Below are 20454 nucleotides of genomic sequence, written 5' to 3' on the forward strand. Positions count from 1 at the left end.
CGAGGAGGTTTAGAACACAGCAGCACCGAGCCCGCAAAGGGGAATGCGTCGCCTCGGCGCCCACGGGCGACATGCGGTCGCTGCGGCGGCACGCGGGGCCGTCTACCGTTGCAGCGGCCAGACAGCGAGGCTACCTGTGCGGCGCAAGGAGGATCGCGTATGGCCCTGTTCTATCTGGCAGCCGGGGCGCTGGCGCTGCTGACCGCGGTGGTGCTGGTGATGCCGCTGGTTCGTCGGCCGCGCGGGGCGCAAAGCCGCGACGAGCGGGATGCGGCCCTCTATCGCGACCAGCTCGCCGAGATCGACCGCGACCTGGCCCGCGGCGCGATCAATGCCGCCGAAGCCGAGGGCGCGCGGGCCGAGGTATCGCGGCGGCTGCTGTCGGCGGCGGAGAGGGTCCGGGCATCGCGCGGACTGCGGGCTGCGCCGCTGCGGTTTTCGCGCCTGGCCGCCGGGCTCGCCGTGGTCGGCGCACCGGTCGTGGCGGCAATCGTGTATCTGGGGATCGGCTCGCCGACGCTTCCCGACGAGCCGTTCGCGGCACGCCTGACGCAGAGCGCCGCGATGGCAGGTGGGGCGCGGCCGACCCAGGCCGAGGCCGAGGCCATGATGCCCAAGGCGGCGGCGAAGAAGTCCGACGGGGCGCCCGGGAACTATGCCGCGTTGATCTCGCGCCTCGAGAAGGTCATGAGGCAGCGGCCCGGCGACGTGCAGGGGCTGGATCTGCTGGCGCGCGGCTACATGCGGCTCGGGCGCTATCACGATGCCTGGCAAACCTACAGCGACCTGATCAAGGCGACCGGCGACAAGGCGAGCGCCGAGCAATATGCCTCGATGGCCGAGGCGATGGTGCTGGCGGCCGGCGGATACGTGTCGCCCAAGGCTGAGCGCGCCATCGAGGCTGCGCTCAAGAGCGATCCGAAGCAGGCGACGGCGCGATATTATCACGCGCTTGCCATGGCGCAGGCCGGGCATCTGGACGCGGCGATCGCGGCCTGGAAGCGGCTTAAGGCCGACGCGCCGCCCGACGCGCCGTTCATGCCGTTCCTCGACCGCACGCTGGCACAGGCGCAGGCGCTGCGGAGTGCGGGCAGTTCGGCGCCTGGACCGAGTGTCGCCGACATGGCCGCCGCCCAGGGAATGTCGCCCAAGCAGCGACAGGCCATGATCGAGGGCATGGTCTCGCGGCTGGAGCAGCGGCTGACCACCAAGGGCGGCAAACCCGAGGAATGGGCGCGGCTGATGAACGCCTATGTCCAGCTCGGCCGTCCCAAGGACGCTGCCCGGGTCGCCAAACTGGGCATCGCCGCCATGGGCAGCGGCGCCAAGGCCGACTTCCTGCGCCAGAAGGCGAAGCAGATGGGACTCAAGCTGGAATGAGCGCGGCGGTGCACGAGGACGTGGCGGTGCTGGCCGGGCGGCCCGGTCCGCTGATGGGTCTGGATCCGGGCACCAAGACCATCGGCGTGGCGATCAGCGACGGGCTGAGGATCACGGCGAGTGCGCTGGAGACCCTTCGCCGGGGCAAGTTCGCGGCAGATGCGGACCGGCTGCGCGAGATCGCCGCCAGGCGCGGCGTGGTCGGCGTGGTGGTCGGACTGCCGCGCAACATGGACGGGACCGAGGGGCCGCGCGCCCAGTCGGCGCGCGCCTTTGCGCGCAACGTGGCCCAGGCGCTGGCGCTGCCGGTGGCGCTTTGGGATGAGCGATTGACCACCATGGCCGCCGAGCGGATGCTGATCGACGCGGATGCCTCGCGCCGCCGGCGCGCCGAGGTCATCGACAAGGTGGCGGCGTCCTACATCCTGCAGGGGGCGCTCGACCGGCTGGCGGTGCTGGCACGCGGGGGGTTCGATGAGCGATGAGGTCTGGAAACGCGCCGAGGTCCAGAGCCCCTGCGTAAAGGTCTGCGTGGTCAACCCGGAGACCGGGTTCTGCCTCGGCTGCCACCGCACCGTAGACGAGATCGCACGCTGGTCCCGCATGACGCCGGATCAGCGCCGGGCGGTGCTGGCCGAGCTGCCCGGGCGCAATCCGGGCCCGACGCGCCGCCGCGGCGGCGCCGCTGCACGGCGCAGGCAAGACAGCGCGGACTGAACCGGACTGCGGATTCGCGGGTTATGCCCGGCGTCCCGATCATGCTATCCTGTGCGGCAGGGAGCAGCGGCGCGAGGCGACGCCCGCCTGAAGGGGAGGGGCGCGAAACGTTGGTTGTATCCTTGGAACCCACCGGCCCGCTCCGCCGGCGCGAGGGCGTGACGAGATGTTTTGGTGGCCGTTCATCGTCATCCTGCTGTCCATCCTCGGGCTGGTTTTGTCGCAGTCCGGGCCGGACCTGTCGGCGCCCGGGCAGATGGACGTGCGGCCGGTTTACTTCCTAGTCCTGGTGGCCGGCCTTGTGCTGTTCGCTGCCGCGCGCACCCTGGCGCATGGCGGACGCCGCACCATGCTGAGCGCGGCAATCTGCCTCGGCACCATCGGCGGGCTCTTGACCGCTTTCGTCTTCCGCGACGAGGCGGCCATCGTGGTCGACGAGGTTCGCGCCGAGTTGATGCCCAGTGCGGCTCTCTCCCGATCCGCAGGCACAGTCGAGCTCGGCAGAGGCCTGGATGGTCACTTTCGGGCCGCGGCCGAGGTTAATGGCGTGCCGATGGAACTCATGATCGATACAGGCGCGTCGATTGTAATGTTACCCTACAAGGACGCGGCGTCGGTCGGCCTGAACCCGAAGGCATTGGATTTCTCGGTGCCGGTTACCACGGCGAACGGACAGGCCAAGATCGCGCCGGTTCGTCTCTCGTCGATCCGGATTGGCTCGATCGCGGTCTTCGGCGTCCCGGCAGCGGTGGCGCAGCCGGGGAAACTGAAGCGCGGACTGCTGGGGATGAGCTTTCTGGATCGTCTCGACGAGACGACCTTTCAGCACAATCGGCTGATCCTGCGCCAGGGAAGCATTGCGGAAGAAAGGCTGAATCGCGCTCTGGACGGGCGCTATCGGGCCAGAGCGGAGATAAATGGGGCGCCCCTCGCGATGACCGTCGATGCGGGCAGCCCCACCGTGCTCATTCCCTACAAGAAGGCCTGGTCCATCGGATTTGATCCCAGGCTGCTGGATTTCAGCATGTCGATCACGACAGAAAAGGGGCCGGCCACGGCGGCCCCTGTGGTCCTGTCGTCGATACGGATCGGATCCATTGCGGTGTTCGATGTCCCCGCCGCGATCATTCAGCCCGGCGTATTGCAGGACGGAATTCTCGGCATGACCTTTTTGAACCGTCTCGACGAGACGTCGTTCCGGCGCGATCAGCTCATCCTGCGACAGCGCGTGAGCCCACGGCCGGTGGCAGCGGCCGGGTCGGCAAACTAGACCCGAGCCGCCTCACGGCCGCACAAGCCAGTCATTCGGGTCCCTGCCGGGAAGCTCCGGGCGAAAGTAGATGATCGCGCGCGGCTCGGTGCCGCCCTCCGCTCCCCAGGGCGCCACCCCGTGCAACGCCAGCCGGTGGACAAGGTAGGCCTCGCCCGGTCCGGCGTGGAGAGGCACGCGGGCGCAGGTCTCGAACGCCTCGCGGCGGGCCGCGTGGTAGGTCTCGGTGATGTCCTCGTCGGGCCAGTCCGCCGCATCGATGCCGGCGAGGCGGGTGCTGAGCGCGCGACGCATGATCTCGTGCGAGGCCTCGTAGACGGTGAACGGCGCGGCGTCGGGAGGTGTCTCGGCGACGGGAATGCCGAGGATGAAGGCGTGGACCTCGCCCAGGCGGCGCCGGCGGCCGGGGTCGACTCGGCGGATGCCGTCCACATGGGCGGCGTCACGGTCGCGGCGATAGCGGAAGGCCGTCTCGCTCTCGCCCTCCCAGGGCTGCGGATAGCCGGGGAAGCAGATCGAGACCTGCGCGGCATCGAAGTCGAGGCCGGCAAGCCCCAGCGTCTCGCCGATGAACTCCACCGCGGCGCCGGCGAGCGGCGGCACGCCGTGATCGGGGACTGCGCCGGTCCGGTCGTTGGGCAGGGCGTGGACCCCCGCGAACCAGGTGCCGCCGCAGCGAAGCCAGCGATTGCGCCGCTCGGGGTCCGACAGCGTCGCCTCGGCGACGGGACGGGCCGCCGCGACCCAGTCGGCCAGGGCCGGATCGCGGGGAAAGGCGCACCAGCCTCGCTCGAAGAAATTTCGGGCGCGCTGGCGCATGCTCATTGTGCTGCTGTTCGCATCGGCGTCACCGCGAAGAGGGCCTTCTCCATCAGGTCAAGCCCGGCGCCGGGACGATGTGCGCCCTCGGAGAGGATGCGGCGCCAGTTTCGTGCGCCGGGACGGCCGGTGAAAGCCCCCAGCATGTGCCGGGTGATGCGGTTGAGCGGCGTGCCGGCGGCCAGTTCCCGTTCGATATAGGGGAACATCGCGCACACCGCGGCCTCGGCGGCCACGCATGGTCGCGCGTCGCCGCCGATGATCGCGTCGGCCGTGCCGATCACGCCGGACGGGTCGTGATAGGCGGCGCGCCCGAGCATCACGCCATCGAAGCCGCGCGCGAGATGGGCGCGCATCGCGTCGGACGAGGCGATGCCTCCGTTCAGAATGATGTCGAGCCCGGACCGCCCCGCCTTCACCCGCGCGACGAGGCCGTAGTCGAGTGGCGGAACCTCGCGGTTCTGCTTCGGGCTCAACCCGTCGAGCCACGCCTTGCGGGCGTGGACCGCAAACACGCGGACACCTGCATCGGCCACCTTGTCGACGAAGGCCGGTAGGCAAATCTCAGGATCCTGCTCGTCCACGCCGATGCGACATTTCACGGTGATCTCCGGCCCGTCGCCGGCGGCCTCGATCATCGCCAGGGCGCAGTCGGCAACGCGGTCGGGCTCGCGCATCAGACAGGCGCCGAAGGTGCCCGACTGCACGCGGTCGGACGGGCAGCCGACGTTGAGGTTGATCTCCGCGAAGCCGGACGGGCTGGCAATGCGCACGGCCTCGGCCAGCTCGGCCGGGTCCGAGCCGCCAAGCTGCAAGGCAAGCGGGCGCTCCGCCTGGTCGTGGCGAAGCAGATGGGCGGGGTCGCCGTGCGTCAGCGCGCTGGCGGTGATCATCTCGGTATAGAGCAGCGCCTCGCGCGTGAACTGCCGGTGAAACATGCGGCAGTGCCGGTCGGTCCAGTCCATCATCGGCGCGACGCACACGCGGCGGGCGCGGCGGAGGCGTCCGCGCGGGGCGGTGGCTGGGATGTTGGCAAGCGTCGGGCTCATGGCGTCCCATATAGCGTTTCGGGCCGGCCGAGTTCCAGCCCCGGCCTTCCCACGAATGCGCGGTTGCGCCATTGTGGCGGCATGGAAAATGGAGAGGCAGGGATGTCAGGATTCGACCCGGCCACGCCGGAGGGAGAGAACGCCAGCCTGAAAAGTGCCATTTCGCCCGACGGCACGCCCGAGCCGGGGCGGCGCTACCCGGTGCCTGCGCGCTGCGGCGTCGCCGTTCGGCTGAAGCCCGGTCAGCAGCTGAGCGTGATCAACACGCACGGCACGCAGGTCGGCGACTTCTGGGCGTTCAATGCCGAGGACCTGGAGGAGTACCTGTCGCTCGAGCACGTCCACGCGGATCTGCGGACGATCTTCCCCAAGGCCGGGGACCGGCTGGTGACCAACCGACGCAGGCCGATCCTTGGGTTCGAGGAGGACACCTCGCCCGGCGTGCACGACACGGTGATCTCGGCGTGCGACGCCTATCGCTACCAGCAGCTCGGCTGCGAGGGGTATCACGACAACTGCACCGACAACCTTCGGCTGGCGCTGATCGCGATCGGCCAGCGCGCCCCGGCGATCCCGGCGCCGTTCAATCTTTGGATGAACGTCCCGGTGGCGCGGGACGGGAGCGTGGATCTGCTGACCACCAATGTCGGGGCTGGGGCCCGGGTGGTCTTTCGCGCCGAGATGCCGGCCATCGCGGTGATCTCGGCCTGCCCGATGGATCTCTATCCGCTCAACGGACCGGACGGGGTGCCCAGGGACCTGGCTCTCGAGGTCGGCTGAGGCTCAGGCGGCCACGAGCCACAGGCCGCGGATCAGATAAATGGTGCTGACCGTCAACACGACGCGCCGGCTCCACAGCCGAAAGCCGAGATTGGTCATGTGTTCGAGCACCCGAGCGGCAAGGGTCGTGCCGACCACCGCAAGCGCCATTGTCATGCAATAAACCCACCACGGCACCACGACGTTGAAGGAGCCCGCGAACGAGCCGAAATAGGCAATGCGGAAGAAATGCGCGATGGTCTGCGTCACCGCCTTGGTGGCGACCACGGCACGGCGGTCGAGATTGCTAGCCTGGAAGAACTGGTCGAGGATGTGCCCGGCCGCGCCGCCGAAGAGCTGCACCAGCATGATGACCGCACCGCACAGCTGCGCGATGCGCGGGCGGGTGATGTTCGGGGCGAAGTGCTTGGGCAGCGCATAGACGGCGAAGGGCAGGGCACCGATGAAGAGGTAGACCGTCGCCTTGTCGGGAATGAAGGCGATCAGGCGCACCACGAGGAAGGCGAGCGTCGAGCCGATCACGTAGCGCCAGACGATGTCCCAGCGCGCGTGGCGCCGCCACAGGAAGGCGCGCCAACCGTTCGCCACCGCCTGCGTCGCGCCGAACAGCACCATTGCCGGGGCGACCGCGAGGAACACCAACAGCACGCCGAGCAGGATCATCCCGCCCGCCATGCCGAAGATTCCGGACAGGAACGACGTCGCGACCACGGTCGCTCCGATCACCGCGATGGCGATTGCCGACAGAGCTGTCCCCCGCGCCCCCGGGCCCGTTTGCCGGGCCGTTCAGTGTGGCGGCAGACTATCGCCCGGGCGGCGGCAACGGCAAGTCCGGACGGTCAGGTCTCTCCCATGAGCCGGGCGAAGCCTTCGCGATGTGTCGCCTGAAGCCGGGCCAGCGGGATCGACGCGGTGCCGAGTGCGACCCGGTCGCCACCGGTCGTCCCGACCTCGCGGGCGGGCACACCGGCGTCTTCGGCGATGCCGAGCAGGCGGGCGGTATCGGCGGCCTTGCACGCGACGAGGTAGCGCCCCTGGTCCTCGCCGAAGAGCCACGCGGTAGGGGGGAGGGCGGCGTCGTCCTCGATTGTCACGCCTGTTCCCGCGGCCAGCGCCATCTCGGCTGCGGCGACGGCGAGGCCGCCATCCGAGAGGTCATGGGCTGCGGTGATCAGGCCCTCGGCCCTGATGCGGCGGATCAGGTCGCCCGCGCGCCGCTCGGCGTCGAGATCGACGGGTGGCGCATCGCCCTCGGCGCGGCCGAACAGGTCCCACAGATAGGCCGACTGGCCGAGATGGCCTTCGGTGCGGCCGATCAGGACCAGCGTCTCGCCGGTGCCGGGCATCATCGGGATGACCTGGTCCAGCGACGTCAGCAAACCAACCGCCCCGATGGTCGGCGTCGGCAGGATGGCCTCGCCGCTGGTCTCGTTGTAGAGGCTGACATTGCCCGAGACGATCGGCATGTCGAGCGCCGCGCAGGCCGCGCCGATGCCTCTCACGCAGCCGACGAACTGGCCCATGATCCCGGGCCGCTCGGGGTTGCCGAAGTTGAGGTTATCGGTGCAGGCCAGCGGCTTTGCGCCGGTCGCCGAGAGGTTGCGGTAGGCTTCCGCCACCGCCTGCTTGCCGCCCTCGACGGGATTGGCCTTGCAATAGCGCGGGGTGACGTCGGCGGTAAAGGCGAGGGCCTTGCCGGTGCCGTGGACACGCACCACGGCGGCGTCGGAGCCCGGGCGGACCACCGTGTCGGCCATGACGGTATAGTCATACTGCTGCCACACCCAGGCGCGCGAACAGCCGTTCGGACCGCCCATCAGGCTGAGGAGCGCCTCGGCCGGGTCGGTCTGGGGAATATCGCCAAGCGGGGCCGGCGCCGTTGGCTCGACCCAGGGGCGGTCGTATTCGGGCGCGGTGCCGGACAGCGCCTTGAGGGGGAGATCGGCGGTGACCTCGCCGCGGTGGCGCACGCAGAAGCGATCCTCGGCGATGGTGTGGCCGACGATGGCGAAGTCGAGGTCCCACTTGTCGAAGATCGCCTTGGCCCGAGGTTCCTTCTCGGGGCGCAGCACCATCAGCATGCGCTCCTGGCTTTCGGACAGCATCATCTCGTAGGCGCTCATCGCCTCCTCGCGGCAGGGCACGGCATCGAGGTCCAGCTCGATGCCGAGACTGCCCTTGTCGCCCATCTCGACCGCCGAGCAGGTCAGGCCGGCCGCCCCCATGTCCTGGATCGAGATCACCGCGCCCGAGGCCATCAGCTCCAGACAGGCCTCGAGCAGGCGCTTCTCGGTGAAAGGATCGCCGACCTGCACGGTCGGGCGCTTCTCGTGCGCGTCGTCGGAGAACTCGGCCGAGGCCATGCTGGCCCCGCCGACCCCGTCACGGCCGGTCTTGGCGCCGAGATAGACCACCGGCATGCCGACGCCCGAGGCGGCCGAGTAGAAGATCTTGTCGGCATCCGCCAGCCCCGCCGCAAAGGCGTTGACGAGGCAGTTGCCGTTGTAGGCGGGGTGGAAACGGACCTCGCCGCCGACGGTCGGCACACCGAAGCAGTTGCCGTAGCCGCCGATGCCGGCCACCACGCCCGCGACCAGCGCGCGGGTCTTGGCGTGCGAGGGGTCGCCGAAGGAAAGGGAGTTCATCGCCGCGATGGGCCGCGCGCCCATGGTGAAGACGTCTCGGAGGATGCCGCCCACGCCGGTCGCCGCGCCCTGGTGGGGTTCGATATAGGAGGGGTGGTTGTGGCTCTCCATCTTGAAGACCACCGCCTGGCCGTCGCCGATGTCGACGACTCCGGCGTTCTCGCCCGGCCCCTGGATCACCTGCGGACCGGTCGTCGGCAACGTGCGCAGCCACTTCTTCGAGGACTTGTACGAGCAATGCTCGTTCCACATGGCCGAGAAAATGCCGAGTTCGGTGAAGGAGGGCGTGCGGCCGAGCAAATCGAGGATGCGCTGGTACTCGTCGGGCTTCAGGCCGTGCGCGGCCGCCAGCGCTTGAGTGACTTCCGGCTCGATCGTCATGCCTGACCTCTGGGCGGTAAATATCGGCGGGCTTTTAGCGGTCGGGCGCAGTCAAGGGAAGCGCACGACGCGGAGTCAGTGTTGTGCGCCCCAGAGCTGGCGAAGGCGCGCGGCCACGACGTCGGCATTCTGGGCCGCGGCCTTGCCCGAGGCATGGACGGTATAGAAGGCATTGGTGTTACCCACGACCGTGGGGCAGGTAATCACCACGTCGTTGCTCCCGGGCCGCAGGTCCCAGCCATAGATCGCCCATTCCTGCGGCTTCGCCGGATCGCCGCTGGTGGCATAGCCGCCGAACCTGGCGATGTAGTTCTCGAGGACTTTCTTGGCGGACACGAGACAGGATGACTGCGAAGCGACGATGCCGAGATCGCCGACCCGCATCGCCTGTGCCGCGGCGGGTGTGCCGGCCAGCGCGGCGACGGCGGCCGCAAGCACGACCCCGGTTGCGCGGACGACTGCCGGCGGCGCCCCCATCGGATCAGGCCGCTTCGAGCGAGGCGCACAGACTCTCGAACACCAAAGCCCCGTCCGTGCCCCCGAGCGCCGCCTCGGCCATCCGCTCGGGATGCGGCATCATGCCGAGCACGCGGCGGTTTTCGCTGAGGATGCCGGCGATACTGTCGGTGGAGCCATTGGGATTTGCCTGGTCCAGCGGCTGGCTGCCTGCGTCGGTATAGCGGAAAGCTATGCGCTCATCGGCCTTCAGCCGGGCCAGCGTCTGCGGATCCGCGATGTAGGCGCCGTCGTGGTGGGCCACCGGCATGGTGATTACGCGGCGGTTGCCATAGGCGCGGGTGAAGGGGCTGTTTGTCGTCTCGACCGCGAGATGGATGTCGCGGCAGACGAACTTGAGCGTCTGGTTGCGCATCAGCGCGCCGGGCAGCAGCCCCGCCTCGATCAGCACCTGGAAGCCGTTGCACACGCCGAGCACCAGCCCGCCGCGCTGCGCGAAGTCGACCACTGCGCGCATGATCGGCGAGCGCGCCGCAATGGCGCCGCAGCGCAAGTAGTCGCCAAAGGAGAAGCCGCCGGGAATCGCCACGAGGTCGAGCCTGTCGGGCAGTGCCGCGTCCTTGTGCCATACCATCTGCGCCTGCCGGCCGGCGGCCCGCGTCAGCGCCACGGCCATGTCACGGTCGCAGTTCGATCCGGGGAAGACGATGACGGCCGAGCGCATGACAGATCCTCCGCTGGCTAGCTCAGGAAATCCGTTATCACGGCGACGCCCGGCGGGGTAGGCCCGTCGAAGGCCGCGAGCTCGCGCGAGGCGGCCGACAGCGCCACCCGGCGCGCGATCATCGGGGAGAGGTCGACCGCGCCGCTCTCGATCAACGCGAACAGCGAGGGGTAGCGCCAGGCGGGCATGCCGCGCGTGCCGTAGAGCGCGAGCTGGCCCGAATAGACCGCGTCCATCGGCAGGGTCATCGAGCTGTGCTCGCCGACCGGCATCCCCACCTGCACGTGGCGGCCGAGCCGTTTCAGGCAGCGGATCGAGGCACGGGTGGTCGCGGGCACGCCCAGCGCCTCGAGCGAGACGTGGGCGCCGCCCCCGGTGATCTGGCGAATCGCCTCGGCGGCGTCCCCCTCGGCGGCGTTCACCGTGGCGTCGGCGCCCAGCGCAGCGGCATGGGCCAGCTTCTCGGGAACCACGTCAACGGCCACCACGCGGGCGCCGATGGCCCTGGCGAGCAGCGTCGCGGCCAGACCGACGCCGCCGGTGCCGTGCACCGCCAGCCATTCGCCGGGCGCGAGCGCCGCGCGGCCGGTCAGCGCATGCCAAGCGGTGATCACGCGGCAGCCCAGCGCGGCGGCGAGCGCGGGGTCCATGCCCTGGGGCAGCCGCGCCAGGTTGGCGTCAGCATGGACGACGGCGATCCGCTCGGCAAAGGCGCCGGGGCAGGTAAAGCCCGGGACCTGCTGCCGGGCGCACACGGTCTGGTTGCCGGCGCGGCAGTCGGGGCAGGTGCCGCAGGCCAGGATGAAGGGCGCGATGACTCGATCGCCCCTGCGCCAGTGGCGCACCTCGGCGCCGACCTCCTCGATGATGCCGCAGTACTCGTGGCCGGGGAGGTGAGGCAGGGTGATGTCCGGGTCGGCCCCGACCCAGCCGTGCCAGTCCGAGCGGCAGACGCCGCAAGCGAGGATCGAGAGCACGACGCCGTCGGACGGGCAGGCGGGCTCGGGCACGTTCTCCATGGCGAGGTCCTCGCGCCAGCCGTGCAGGACCGCGGCCCGCATCTGTCAGAGCAGCTCCACGCGGTAGTTCTCGATCACGGTGTTGGCGAGCAGCTTGTCGCACATCTCGGTCACCGCGGCGCGGGCCTTGCCGGCGTCGGTCTGCGTGAGTTCAAGCTCGATCACCTTGCCCTGGCGCACCTCCCGGACGCCGGCGAAGCCGAGCGTGCCGAGCGCGTGGCGGATCGCCTCGCCCTGCGGGTCGAGCACGCCGTCCTTGAGCATGATGTAGACGCGGGCTTTCATCGCGGCCCTCCCTGCGCGGCTCGTGGCTCCGTGATACGCGCGACCCAGTCGGTGGGCAACGGCGACCCGCCTCAGTGCACCAATTTCGGCCCGGGCCGCTTGCCGTTGCCGGACTCGGGCAGGATGCCCAGGCGCCGGGCCACCTCGGAATAGGCGTCGGTCAGGCTGCCGAGGTCGCGGCGGAACACATCCTTGTCCAGCTTCTTGCCGGTCTTGATGTCCCACAGGCGGCAGGAGTCCGGGCTGATCTCGTCGGCGACGATGATGCGCTGGTAATCGTTGTCCCAGATGCGCCCGGTCTCGATCTTGAAATCTACCAGTCGGATGCCGATCCCGGCAAACAGGCCGGAGAGGAAGTCGTTCACCCTGAGCGCCAGCGCGATGATGTCGTCGATGTCCTGCTGGCTGGCCCAGTTGAAGGCGATGATGTGCTCCTCGGTGACCATTGGATCGCCGAGCTTGTCGTCCTTGTAGTAGAACTCGATGATCGGGCGGGGCAGGGGCGTGCCTTCCTCGATCCCGAGCCGCTGCGACAGCGAGCCCGCAGCGACGTTGCGCACCACAATCTCGAGCGGAATTATTTCGCAGGCGCGAATGAGTTGCTCGCGCATGTTCAGGCGGCGAATGAAGTGGTTCGGCACGCCGATCCCGGTCAGCGCCGTCATGATGTACTCGCAGATGCGGTTGTTCAGCACGCCCTTGCCGTCGACCACCTCCTTCTTTTGGGCGTTGAAGGCGGTGGCGTCGTCCTTGAAGTACTGGATCAGGGTGCCGGGCTCCGGCCCCTCGTAGAGAATCTTGGCCTTGCCCTCGTAGACCAGTCTGCGCCGGGCCATCTGGCACCTCCGCAAGGGAACAATCAACCGGGCGCCGCGGCCCCCGGCCGCTCGCCGCGCTATCCATACGCACCGCGCCGGATTTTCACAAGAGCGCTTCTGCCGCAGTGGCATTCGGTCCGCGTTTTGCCTATAGGTGAGGGGGCGCCGGTGCAAACAGGGAGACCGACGGAATGACCACTTTCGACGATCGCGAGCGGGCCTTCGAGGATATGTACGCCCACGACGCCGAGATGCAGTTCAAGGCCGAGGCCCGGCGCAACAAGCTGCTGGGACTGTGGGCGGCCGAGAAGATGGGGCTGAAGGGCGACGAGGCCGACTCCTATGCCCACTCGGTGGTGCTGGCCGACCTCAAGGAGAAGGGCGACGAGGACGTCTTCGGGAAAGTCAAGGCCGACCTGGAGGCGAAGGGCGCGAGCGTCGCCGACGACGAACTGCGCCGCCGCATGCGCACGCTTCTGGCGGAGGCGAAGGCGCAGATTGTCAGCGAAAAGCGGGACTGAGCCGGCGCCTGCGCCTCGGCCGGAGCATCAATCCGAAAGATTTCGCGCCGTCGCGTGTTTTTCGGGTACGGTTGCGTGAGTGCTTCCGTAATTGTCAACGCTTACGCGAGGGTGGGACCAATGCGTGTGCTTAGCGAATTCATCCATCGGGGCCTGTCACCTTTCATGGCTGGTATCAGCATGGCCGCGACCACGGTGGTCGAGGACGGGGCATCGATGGCTCTGTTTCTGGCTGCGGCCGGGGCATTTGCGTTCATGAGCCTGCCGGCCGGCGGGCGCATGATCCGGCGCGCCACCGGGGCAGACCAGGAGGCCTGATCGCGGCCTGATCGCGGCCTGATCGGCCCGGTCGCGTTCTACTCCAGACGGCGCGAGGTCGTCGCTCGGGGGCCTGTGGGCGCCCAGGGCAGGGTCACTGCGCGCCGAAGACCCGTCGGAAGATCGTGTCGACGTGGCGGGTGTGGTGCGCGAGGTCGAACAGCCCTTCGAGCTCCGCTGGCGTGAGCGCGGCGGCGACGTCGGGGTCGGCCTTGAGCTCGGACAGGAAATCCGCTCCGGTCTCCCACACCTTCATGGCATTGCGCTGCACCAGCCGGTATGCGTCGTCGCGGCTGACGCCCTTCTGCGTCAGCGCCAGCAGCACCCGCTGCGAGTGGATCAGCCCGCGAAATCGCTCGAGATTGGCTTGCATGTGCCGGGGGTAGACCACCAGCCGGTCGATCACGTCCGCGAGCCGGGCCAGGGCGAAGTCCAGCGTCACCGTCGCGTCCGGGCCGATGTTGCGCTCGACCGAGGAGTGCGAGATGTCGCGCTCGTGCCACAAAGCCACATTCTCCATCGCCGGGATCGCCATCGAGCGCACCAGCCGCGCCAGCCCGGTCAGGTTCTCGCTCAGCACCGGGTTGCGCTTGTGCGGCATGGCGCTGGAGCCCTTCTGGCCGGGCGAGAAATATTCCTCCGCCTCCAGCACCTCGGTGCGCTGGAGGTGGCGGATCTCGATGGCCAGCCGCTCGATCGAGGAGGCAACCACGCCCAGCGTGGCAAAATACATGGCGTGGCGGTCGCGCGGGATCACCTGGGTGGAGACCGGCTCGGGCGAGAGGCCCATGGCCTTAGCCACGTGCTCCTCGACGCGCGGGTCGATGTTGGCGAAGGTACCGACCGCGCCGGAGATGGCGCAGGTGGCGACCTCGGCGCGGGCGTTGGCAAGGCGGGCGCGGGCGCGGGCGAATTCGGCATAGGCCTGTGCCATCTTCAGCCCGAAGGTGGTCGGTTCGGCGTGCACGCCGTGGCTGCGGCCGATGCAGACCGTGTCCTTGTGCTCGAAGGCGCGGCGCTTGAGAGCCGCGAGCAGCGCGTCGAGGTCGGCCAGGAGGATATCGGCGGCGCGCACCAGCTGGACGTTGAAGCAGGTGTCCAGCACGTCGGACGAGGTCATGCCCTGGTGCACGAAGCGCGCCTCGGGGCCGACATGCTCGGCGAGGTGAGTGAGGAAGGCGATCACGTCGTGGCGGACCTCGCGCTCGATCGCGTCGATGCGGGCCACGTCGAAAACCACGTCCCTGGCCTTCCAGACCGCCTCGGCCGCCGCTTTCGGGATGACGCCGAGCGCGGCCTGTGCGTCGCAGGCGTGGGCCTCGATTTCGAACCAGATGCGAAAGCGGGTCTGAGGCGACCAGATCGCCGACATCTCCGGGCGGGAATAGCGGGGGATCATCGGGCGTCAGTTCCGTTGATGGATGCCGGCTCGCGAGGTAGCAAAGGGACATGAGAATAGCAACCGAAGGCTGGTTCCGCGGGCTTTGGCGGATTGCGCGCCTGGTCGTCGACGGATGCGGCGAGGTGACCGCCGTCTTTGCCGGCACCTGCCGCTTCGAGCCCGACGGCGAGGGGCTCATCTGCCGCGAGAGCGGCGTGCTGCGCCACAACGGCAGCCGCTTCCGCTCGGGCCGCGCGACGCTGTGGCGCTTTCCCGCCGCGGGCCAAGTCGAGGTGCGGTTCGCCGACGGGCGACCGTTCCATGCCTTCACCGCCGATCGACCCGAGGCGGTGCATCTGTGCGGCCGCGACCGCTATGCCGTCGCCTATGCCTTCGACGAGGACCGTTTCATCAGCCGCTGGGCGGTCGACGGGCCGGCGAAGAATTACGTGATGACGACGCGGTACAGGCGACTCTAGACAGGCCCCGACGGAACTTTGCGCGCCGGTGCGTGTTATATCCCGTAGTGATCACGAGCCATCGAGCGAAGGGACAATTGCAATGAACCTGAAGCATGTACTCGGCGGTCTGCTGCTTGCATCGGCGACCGGCCTGGCGGTGGTTTCCATGCCTCAGACGGCCCAGGCGAACCCGCCCGGCGGATGCCCGCCGGGACTGGCCAAGAAGCATACTGACTGCATGCCGCCCGGGCAGTACAAGAAGTACCACCGGGGCGACTACATCCACGATTGGCAGTCATATGACCGGGTGCGCTGCGGCCGCTACGGGCTGCGCTCCCGCGACGGCTACAGCTGCATCCGCATCGGCAACGAAGCCTACATGATCGCCGAGGCGACGCAGCGCGTGATCGAGGCGATCAACCTGCTCTCGCGGTAAGGGATTGCCGCTCGTCGGGAGGACGGTTTCAGCCGACCAGCGTGTCGCGCACCGGCGGCTGGCGGCGGCCGATCCACGACTCGAACTCCCGTCGGTTGCTGAAGCGGCGCCAGGTGGCGCCGTCGCACAGCTCGAAGGGGCGGTAGCTGACCTTGTAGTCCATCTTCGGGCTGCCGGCGACCCAGTAGCCGAGATAGACGTGCGGCAGACCCATCTCGGCGGCGAGCGCGAGGTGGTCGAGGATCATGTAGGCGCCGAGGCTGCGCTTGTCCTGCGCGGGGTCAAAGAACGAGTAGACCATTGAGAGGCCGTCGGCCAGAATGTCGCTGAGGCAGGCGGCGATCATGCGCTCGCCCCCTTTCTCCGCATCCTCGACGCTGTACTCCACCACGGTGCTGTTGACCGGCGTCTCGTCGATCATGGAGGCGAAGTCGAAGGCGTCCATGTCGGCCATGCCGCCCCCGGCGTGGCGGCTGTCGAGGTAGCGCCTAAACAGGTTGTATTGCGCCTCGGTCGCCCAGGCCTCGCAGGGCCGGCGCATGACGTCCGCGTTGCGCCGCACGATGCGCCGCTGCGAGCGGGAGGGGCGGAAGTGCAGGACCGGGATCCGGATCGACATGCAGGCCGAGCAGCCGGCGCAGGCGGGCCGGTAGATCACCGACTGGCTGCGGCGGAAGCCCTTGAGCGAGAGGGCGTTGTTCACGCTGACCGCCGTCGGCCCGTGCAGGGTGGTGAAGACCTTCCGCTCCTCCCGCCCCGGCAGATAGGCGCAGGGCTGCGGCGCGGTCAGGTAGAACTGGGCCTTCAGCGATGTCTCGTGGTGGCTCATCCAGGAAATCTCTCCCGCTCACCCGATTCACGATAGCAGCTTAGAGCCGCTTGTCACGCGGCGCGAGCCTTTCCCGGCCGCGGCCGGCCACAGGTTCCGGCCGGTGCGAACAGGATCCTTGCGAATGATTGCGATTCGATCACCACGATTTGCGGCGGATGGGTGGTTCGCGTTTGCCCGCCGCACGTCCTGGCCTTAGGCTGCGGCGGGACGCGTCGCAGGCAGGGGAGAGGCCGAGATGCAACTGGCGGACTATGCGCAGCACGACGCGCTGGGACTGGCCGAACTGGTCGCCAGGGGCGAGGTCAGCCCGCGCGAGCTGGCCGAGACGGCGGCGCGGGCGGTCGAGGCGGTCAACCCCAGGATCAACGCCGTGGTCGAGACCTATCCCGACTGCATCGCCGCGCTCGATGAGGCGGCGCTGGGCCAGGGCCCCTTCAGGGGTGTGCCGACGCTGATCAAGGACATCCTTGGTTACGAGAAGGGCCGCCTGGTGGAGAACGGCAGCCGGCTGTGCGCCGGCATGACGTCGGGGCAGAGTATGCATTTTGCTGAGCTGGTTCGGAGGGCCGGGATTAACATTCTGGGGCGCACGAATACGCCGGAATACTCGATCTCGGGCAGCGCGGAGAACGCGCTGCAGGGAAATACCTCGAATCCCTGGCGCGAGGGCTACTCGGCCGGCGGCTCGTCGGGTGGCGCGGCGGCGGCGGTGGCGGCGGGGATCGTGCCGGCGGCGCACGGCACCGACATCGCCGGCTCGATCCGTATTCCGGCGGGCTGGTGCGGGGGCGTCGGGCTCAAGCCCTCGCGCGGGCGCATGAGCTTCGGGCCGCTGCTCGACGAGAACGGCTTCGGGCTGGCCACCGTGTTCATGCAGACCAAGTCGATCCGCGACACCGCAGCGCTTCTGGACAGCCTGGCGGTGCCGCAGGTCGGCGATCCGTTCCTGATCCCCAGGCCCGAGGCGCCCTTTGCCGAGACGGCCCGGCACGACCCGGGCCGGCTGAGGATCGGCTGGTCGGTGAAGCCGCTGATGGGCGTGCCGGTCGACCCGGAGGTGGTCGAGGCGGTGGCGGCCACCGCCCGGATGCTGGCCGAGATGGGCCACGAGCTGGTCGAGGCGGAGCCCGAGTTCGACGGCGCGGCGGTGCGCAAGTTCTGCGACGTGTGGTTCTTCGGCTTCCAGCTGCGGCTGGACGGCTATGCCGCGCGCACCGGGCGCAAGATCGGGCCCGACACGCTGGAGCCGGTGACGCTGGCGATCTACGAACACGCTGCGCGGCTGACGCCGGCTGAGTTCCTCGACGGCATCGCCGAGGTGAACCGGGCGCGCCGGCGGCTGGCGCGGATCTACGAGGATCACGACATCTGGCTGGGGCCGACCATGGCGCGGCCGGCCGAGCCCTGGGGCAACTATAACCTGGGCCGCAGCGGGATCGGCATCGAGAACTATGTCGAGGAAATCCTCGCGGTGCCCGCCCAGTTCACCGTGCCGCACAACGTGCTGGGCACGCCGGCGATGACGCTGCCGCTGGCGATGCACTCCTCAGGGCTGCCGATCGGGGTGCAGATCGGCGCGCCGGCGGCACGCGAGCACGCGCTGCTTCAGCTCGGCGCGGCGCTCGAGGAGGCGATGCCCTGGGCCGGGCGCGTGCCGCCGCTGCACGTGTCGCGGATGTGAGGGGTGGCGGGCTGAAGCCCGCCCTACCTTGCGGTGCGCGGAGCGGCCGCGGTCACGCGCCGATCCTGTCGATGTCGTAGGGCGTGGACTGGTAGAGCTCGTTGATCCAGTTGCCGAACAACAGGTGCGCGTGGCTGCGCCAGCGGTTCTCCGGCGGGTTCGAGGGATCGTTTGCGGGATAGTAGTTCACCGGCACGCGGATCGGCGTGCCCTGGGCCACGTCGCGCTTGTACTCCTCGTCGAGCGAGGTGGAGTCGTACTCGATGTGGTTGAACATGTAGAGCGCGCGGTGCGCGGGGTCCTCGATCAGGCAGGGGCCGGTCTCGGGCGCGCTCATCAGGAGGCGCAGGCCGCGGCCCTCGGGGATGTCGCGCTCGCGGATCTCGGTCCAGCGGCTGACGGGGATGGTGAAGTCGTCGGAGAAACCGCGCAGGTAAGGCGAGCCGGGCGCGCAGTTGCGGTGCCGGAAGCAGCCGAAGGCCTTGGCGTCGAGGGCGTATTTCGGCACGCCGTGGAAGTGGTGCAGCATCGCCTGCGCGCCCCAGCAGATGGCGAAGGTCGAGTGCACGTTGGTCTGCGTCCAGTCGAACACCTGCGTGAGCTCGTCCCAGTAGCCGACCTCCTCGAAGGGCAGCAGCTCGATCGGCGCGCCGGTGACGATGAAGCCGTCGAACCTGCGCGCGCGGGCCTCGGCGAAGGTGAGGTAGAACTGGTCGAGATATTCCGCGCTCGTGTTCCTGGCGCGGTGATCGGTCATGCGGATCAGCGTCAGCTCGATCTGCAATGGCGTGGCGCCGATCAGCCGGGCGATTTGCGTCTCGGTGCGCTCCTTGTTCGGCATCAGGTTGAGCAGGCCGATCTGGAGCGGCCGGATGTCCTGCCTCAGCGCGGTTTCCTCCGACATCACCATCACGCCCTCGCGCCTGAGCACGCTGTAGGCGGGCAGGGTCTCGGGAAGCTTGATCGGCATGGGCGCTGGCTCGGCTGGTGGCGGTGCGCGGGTTTCGGAACGCCTCAATTAGAGCGGCGGGCCGAGGGAGGCAAGCACACTCGGAGGCAAGCGCGCAGCGAGGCAAGCGCGAGGGGAGGCAGGCGCGCGGGTCAGCCCGCCTGCCGGCCGATCGCGCTGGCGATCAGGGCGTCGAAGTCGGCGGGGGAGCGCAGGGCCTCGATCTCGGCGGCCTCGACGGAGACGCCCCAGTTGCGGCCCATGGCGTCGTAGAGCGGCAGGCGGTGCTCGAGCAGCCCGCGAAAGCCCCAGGCGATGAAGTGGTCGGGGTCGACCTCGTGCTCGGCCAGGCCGTGCCTGGCGAGATAGTCGGCCCACAGGCGGCGCAGCAGCTCCTCGGGGTAGTACATGGGCTTGGGCGCCCGCTCGAAGCGGCGCACCAGCTCGTCGGCCTGCGCGGCGGTGCCGCGGATCTGCACCAGCAGGACATGGTCGGCGAGCAGGCGCAGCACCGGGTCGTTCGGGTCGGCGGGGTCGACCACCTCGCAGATCGAGCCGCCGGTGTCGCACACGAAGTGGGCGTAGTCGTAGATCGTGCGCGCCTTGTCGAGGAACAGCGGCGTGTCGGCCAACGCCGCGATCTCGGCCTCGCGGTGCTGGCGCTGGCGGGTGACGTAGTCCTCGAACGGGATGCCGCCCTTCGCGGGGTCGCCCGGCTTGCCCAGATAGGTGGACAGCGGCGAGAGGTTCTCGAAGCTGATGTTCGAGGCGATGTAGATCGAATCCGTGCGCAGGAGCTGGCGCAGGAAGGGGTTGCGCATCGCCTCGCGCTTGAAGTTGTCGACGATGTGCTCGCCCATGTAGCGGGTGCCGATGCGGTAGTCGACCGAGTAGTGGAACCAGTCGCCGTCGGCGCGCAGCATCACCGCGGTGCGGGTCTTGCCGAGCCCGGACATGCCGAACAGCGCCACGGCCTTGCGCGGCGCCTGCAGATAGTCCTCCGGGCTTCGGTAGATCATGGGAAAATCCCCCGCCGTCCGCGCTCATTAGCGCAAGGGCCGGGCCGGGCGCAATCGCTCAGAGGTCCTTGCCCGGGGTCCGGGTCGCCAGCATGCCGCGCTCCCTGAGCCAGGGGTCGATGGCGACGGCCCGGCGCAGCGCCTTCTGCGCCAGCTTGGCGCGGCCCTGGCGGAAGTAGATCAGCGCCTCGCCAGCCAGCGCGCCGAAGTGCCTGGGCTCGAGCGCGAGCGTGCGGGCCACGTCCTCGAGCGCGCGGTCGTAATGCTCCTGCAGGAACAGCACGGTCGCCCGCTCGTTCCAGGCGGCGGCCCAGCCGGGGGCGTGCGCGACCAGCTTGTCGAGGATCTCGATCGCCCCGGCGTAGTCGTAGGCCGTGCGCCGCTTCTGCGCCGCGCATCATGGCCGCCGAGTCCGCGTCGGGGGCCTGGTGCATCCAGTACCACCAGATCTGGTCCTCGACGACGCGGCCGAGCTGTTCGGTCGGGGCGGTGCGCAGGGCCTCGAACAGCCAG

24 protein-coding genes are annotated in these 20454 nt (G+C 69.1%); 10 read left to right on the plus strand and 14 right to left on the minus strand.

Annotated elements, in window-relative coordinates; all coding sequences use genetic code 11:
* Positions 1-159 precede the first annotated feature (159 nt).
* The 4 genes from ccmI to AC32QD_RS07705 all read left to right on the plus strand — a co-directional run bounded on the left by ccmI (position 160) and on the right by AC32QD_RS07705 (position 3367).
* On the plus strand, positions 160-1380 hold the full coding sequence (gene ccmI / locus AC32QD_RS07690; protein ID WP_492009903.1) for a c-type cytochrome biogenesis protein CcmI: 1221 nt from the start codon (positions 160-162) through the stop codon (positions 1378-1380).
* Positions 1377-1865 (plus strand): Holliday junction resolvase RuvX, encoded by a 489-nt coding sequence (ruvX, locus tag AC32QD_RS07695; RefSeq protein WP_492009904.1) that lies wholly within the window; start codon positions 1377-1379, stop codon positions 1863-1865. The genes ccmI and ruvX overlap by 4 nt, the downstream gene beginning before the upstream one ends.
* Positions 1855-2097 (plus strand): DUF1289 domain-containing protein, encoded by a 243-nt coding sequence (locus tag AC32QD_RS07700; protein ID WP_492009905.1) that lies wholly within the window; start codon positions 1855-1857, stop codon positions 2095-2097. Before ruvX ends, AC32QD_RS07700 begins: the two co-directional genes overlap by 11 nt.
* Before the next feature lie 166 nt (positions 2098-2263).
* Positions 2264-3367 carry a retropepsin-like aspartic protease family protein gene (locus AC32QD_RS07705; protein ID WP_492009906.1) on the plus strand — a complete coding sequence of 368 codons (1104 nt, stop codon included), beginning with the start codon at positions 2264-2266 and terminating at the stop codon, positions 3365-3367.
* 12 nt (positions 3368-3379) lie between these two features.
* On the opposite strand, the gene AC32QD_RS07710 is transcribed toward AC32QD_RS07705, so the two are convergent.
* Complete coding sequence (locus tag AC32QD_RS07710) at positions 3380-4192, minus strand: hypothetical protein (RefSeq protein ID WP_492009907.1); 813 nt, start codon at positions 4190-4192, stop codon at positions 3380-3382.
* Positions 4189-5235, minus strand: coding sequence for a tRNA dihydrouridine(20/20a) synthase DusA (dusA, locus tag AC32QD_RS07715; protein ID WP_492009935.1), 1047 nt, complete (start codon positions 5233-5235; stop codon positions 4189-4191). Before dusA ends, AC32QD_RS07710 begins: the two co-directional genes overlap by 4 nt.
* A 102-nt stretch (positions 5236-5337) precedes the next feature.
* Here dusA and AC32QD_RS07720 point away from each other — a divergent pair, with 102 nt between their 5' ends.
* Complete coding sequence (locus AC32QD_RS07720) at positions 5338-6015, plus strand: DUF1989 domain-containing protein (protein WP_492009908.1); 678 nt, start codon at positions 5338-5340, stop codon at positions 6013-6015.
* 3 nt (positions 6016-6018) lie between these two features.
* On the opposite strand, the gene AC32QD_RS07725 is transcribed toward AC32QD_RS07720, so the two are convergent.
* From AC32QD_RS07725 to purC, 7 genes are all read right to left on the minus strand, one after another.
* A complete protein-coding gene (locus AC32QD_RS07725; protein ID WP_492009909.1) occupies positions 6019-6726 on the minus strand; it encodes a TSUP family transporter in 708 nt (235 codons plus the stop codon).
* Between the two features lie 128 nt (positions 6727-6854).
* Complete coding sequence (gene purL, locus AC32QD_RS07730; protein ID WP_492009910.1) at positions 6855-9041, minus strand: phosphoribosylformylglycinamidine synthase subunit PurL; 2187 nt, start codon at positions 9039-9041, stop codon at positions 6855-6857.
* A gap of 75 nt (positions 9042-9116) precedes the next feature.
* The gene (locus AC32QD_RS07735) at positions 9117-9518 is read right to left on the minus strand and encodes a hypothetical protein (RefSeq protein WP_492009911.1); all 402 of its coding nucleotides are present in this window, start codon (positions 9516-9518) and stop codon (positions 9117-9119) included.
* A gap of 4 nt (positions 9519-9522) precedes the next feature.
* Positions 9523-10221 (minus strand): phosphoribosylformylglycinamidine synthase subunit PurQ, encoded by a 699-nt coding sequence (purQ, locus tag AC32QD_RS07740; RefSeq protein ID WP_492009912.1) that lies wholly within the window; start codon positions 10219-10221, stop codon positions 9523-9525.
* Between the two features lie 17 nt (positions 10222-10238).
* Complete coding sequence (locus tag AC32QD_RS07745; RefSeq protein WP_492009913.1) at positions 10239-11282, minus strand: zinc-dependent alcohol dehydrogenase family protein; 1044 nt, start codon at positions 11280-11282, stop codon at positions 10239-10241.
* A 3-nt stretch (positions 11283-11285) separates the two neighbouring features.
* Positions 11286-11525, minus strand: a complete 240-nt coding sequence (purS, locus tag AC32QD_RS07750; protein WP_492009914.1) for a phosphoribosylformylglycinamidine synthase subunit PurS — start codon at positions 11523-11525, stop codon at positions 11286-11288.
* A 71-nt stretch (positions 11526-11596) separates the two neighbouring features.
* Entirely contained in the window at positions 11597-12361 is a 765-nt protein-coding gene (purC, locus tag AC32QD_RS07755) for a phosphoribosylaminoimidazolesuccinocarboxamide synthase (RefSeq protein WP_492009915.1), read from the minus strand.
* A gap of 173 nt (positions 12362-12534) precedes the next feature.
* Here purC and AC32QD_RS07760 point away from each other — a divergent pair, with 173 nt between their 5' ends.
* Both AC32QD_RS07760 and AC32QD_RS07765 read left to right on the plus strand, forming a co-directional pair.
* A complete protein-coding gene (locus AC32QD_RS07760; protein ID WP_492009916.1) occupies positions 12535-12864 on the plus strand; it encodes a DUF1476 domain-containing protein in 330 nt (109 codons plus the stop codon).
* A gap of 165 nt (positions 12865-13029) precedes the next feature.
* Positions 13030-13182, plus strand: a complete 153-nt coding sequence (locus AC32QD_RS07765) for a hypothetical protein (protein WP_492009917.1) — start codon at positions 13030-13032, stop codon at positions 13180-13182.
* A 94-nt stretch (positions 13183-13276) separates the two neighbouring features.
* On the opposite strand, the gene purB is transcribed toward AC32QD_RS07765, so the two are convergent.
* Positions 13277-14581, minus strand: coding sequence for an adenylosuccinate lyase (purB, locus tag AC32QD_RS07770; protein ID WP_492009918.1), 1305 nt, complete (start codon positions 14579-14581; stop codon positions 13277-13279).
* A gap of 50 nt (positions 14582-14631) precedes the next feature.
* Here purB and AC32QD_RS07775 point away from each other — a divergent pair, with 50 nt between their 5' ends.
* Both AC32QD_RS07775 and AC32QD_RS07780 read left to right on the plus strand, forming a co-directional pair.
* Positions 14632-15042: a DUF6314 family protein gene (locus AC32QD_RS07775; protein ID WP_492009919.1), complete on the plus strand. Its 411-nt coding sequence runs from the start codon at positions 14632-14634 to the stop codon at positions 15040-15042.
* An 82-nt stretch (positions 15043-15124) separates the two neighbouring features.
* The gene (locus AC32QD_RS07780; RefSeq protein WP_492009920.1) at positions 15125-15460 is read left to right on the plus strand and encodes a hypothetical protein; all 336 of its coding nucleotides are present in this window, start codon (positions 15125-15127) and stop codon (positions 15458-15460) included.
* A 28-nt stretch (positions 15461-15488) separates the two neighbouring features.
* On the opposite strand, the gene AC32QD_RS07785 is transcribed toward AC32QD_RS07780, so the two are convergent.
* A complete protein-coding gene (locus AC32QD_RS07785; protein WP_492009921.1) occupies positions 15489-16289 on the minus strand; it encodes an arginyltransferase in 801 nt (266 codons plus the stop codon).
* 238 nt (positions 16290-16527) lie between these two features.
* Here AC32QD_RS07785 and AC32QD_RS07790 point away from each other — a divergent pair, with 238 nt between their 5' ends.
* Entirely contained in the window at positions 16528-17973 is a 1446-nt protein-coding gene (locus AC32QD_RS07790) for an amidase (protein ID WP_492009922.1), read from the plus strand.
* A 52-nt stretch (positions 17974-18025) separates the two neighbouring features.
* On the opposite strand, the gene AC32QD_RS07795 is transcribed toward AC32QD_RS07790, so the two are convergent.
* The 3 genes from AC32QD_RS07795 to AC32QD_RS07805 all read right to left on the minus strand — a co-directional run bounded on the left by AC32QD_RS07795 (position 18026) and on the right by AC32QD_RS07805 (position 20224).
* Positions 18026-18943 (minus strand): homoserine O-succinyltransferase, encoded by a 918-nt coding sequence (locus tag AC32QD_RS07795; protein ID WP_492009923.1) that lies wholly within the window; start codon positions 18941-18943, stop codon positions 18026-18028.
* Positions 18944-19074: 131 nt separating this feature from the next.
* The gene (locus AC32QD_RS07800) at positions 19075-19941 is read right to left on the minus strand and encodes an ATPase (protein WP_492009924.1); all 867 of its coding nucleotides are present in this window, start codon (positions 19939-19941) and stop codon (positions 19075-19077) included.
* A gap of 58 nt (positions 19942-19999) precedes the next feature.
* Entirely contained in the window at positions 20000-20224 is a 225-nt protein-coding gene (locus tag AC32QD_RS07805; protein WP_492009925.1) for a tetratricopeptide repeat protein, read from the minus strand.
* Between the last annotated feature and the right edge of the window lie 230 nt (positions 20225-20454).

Source organism: Thermohalobaculum sp. (assembly GCF_058622915.1).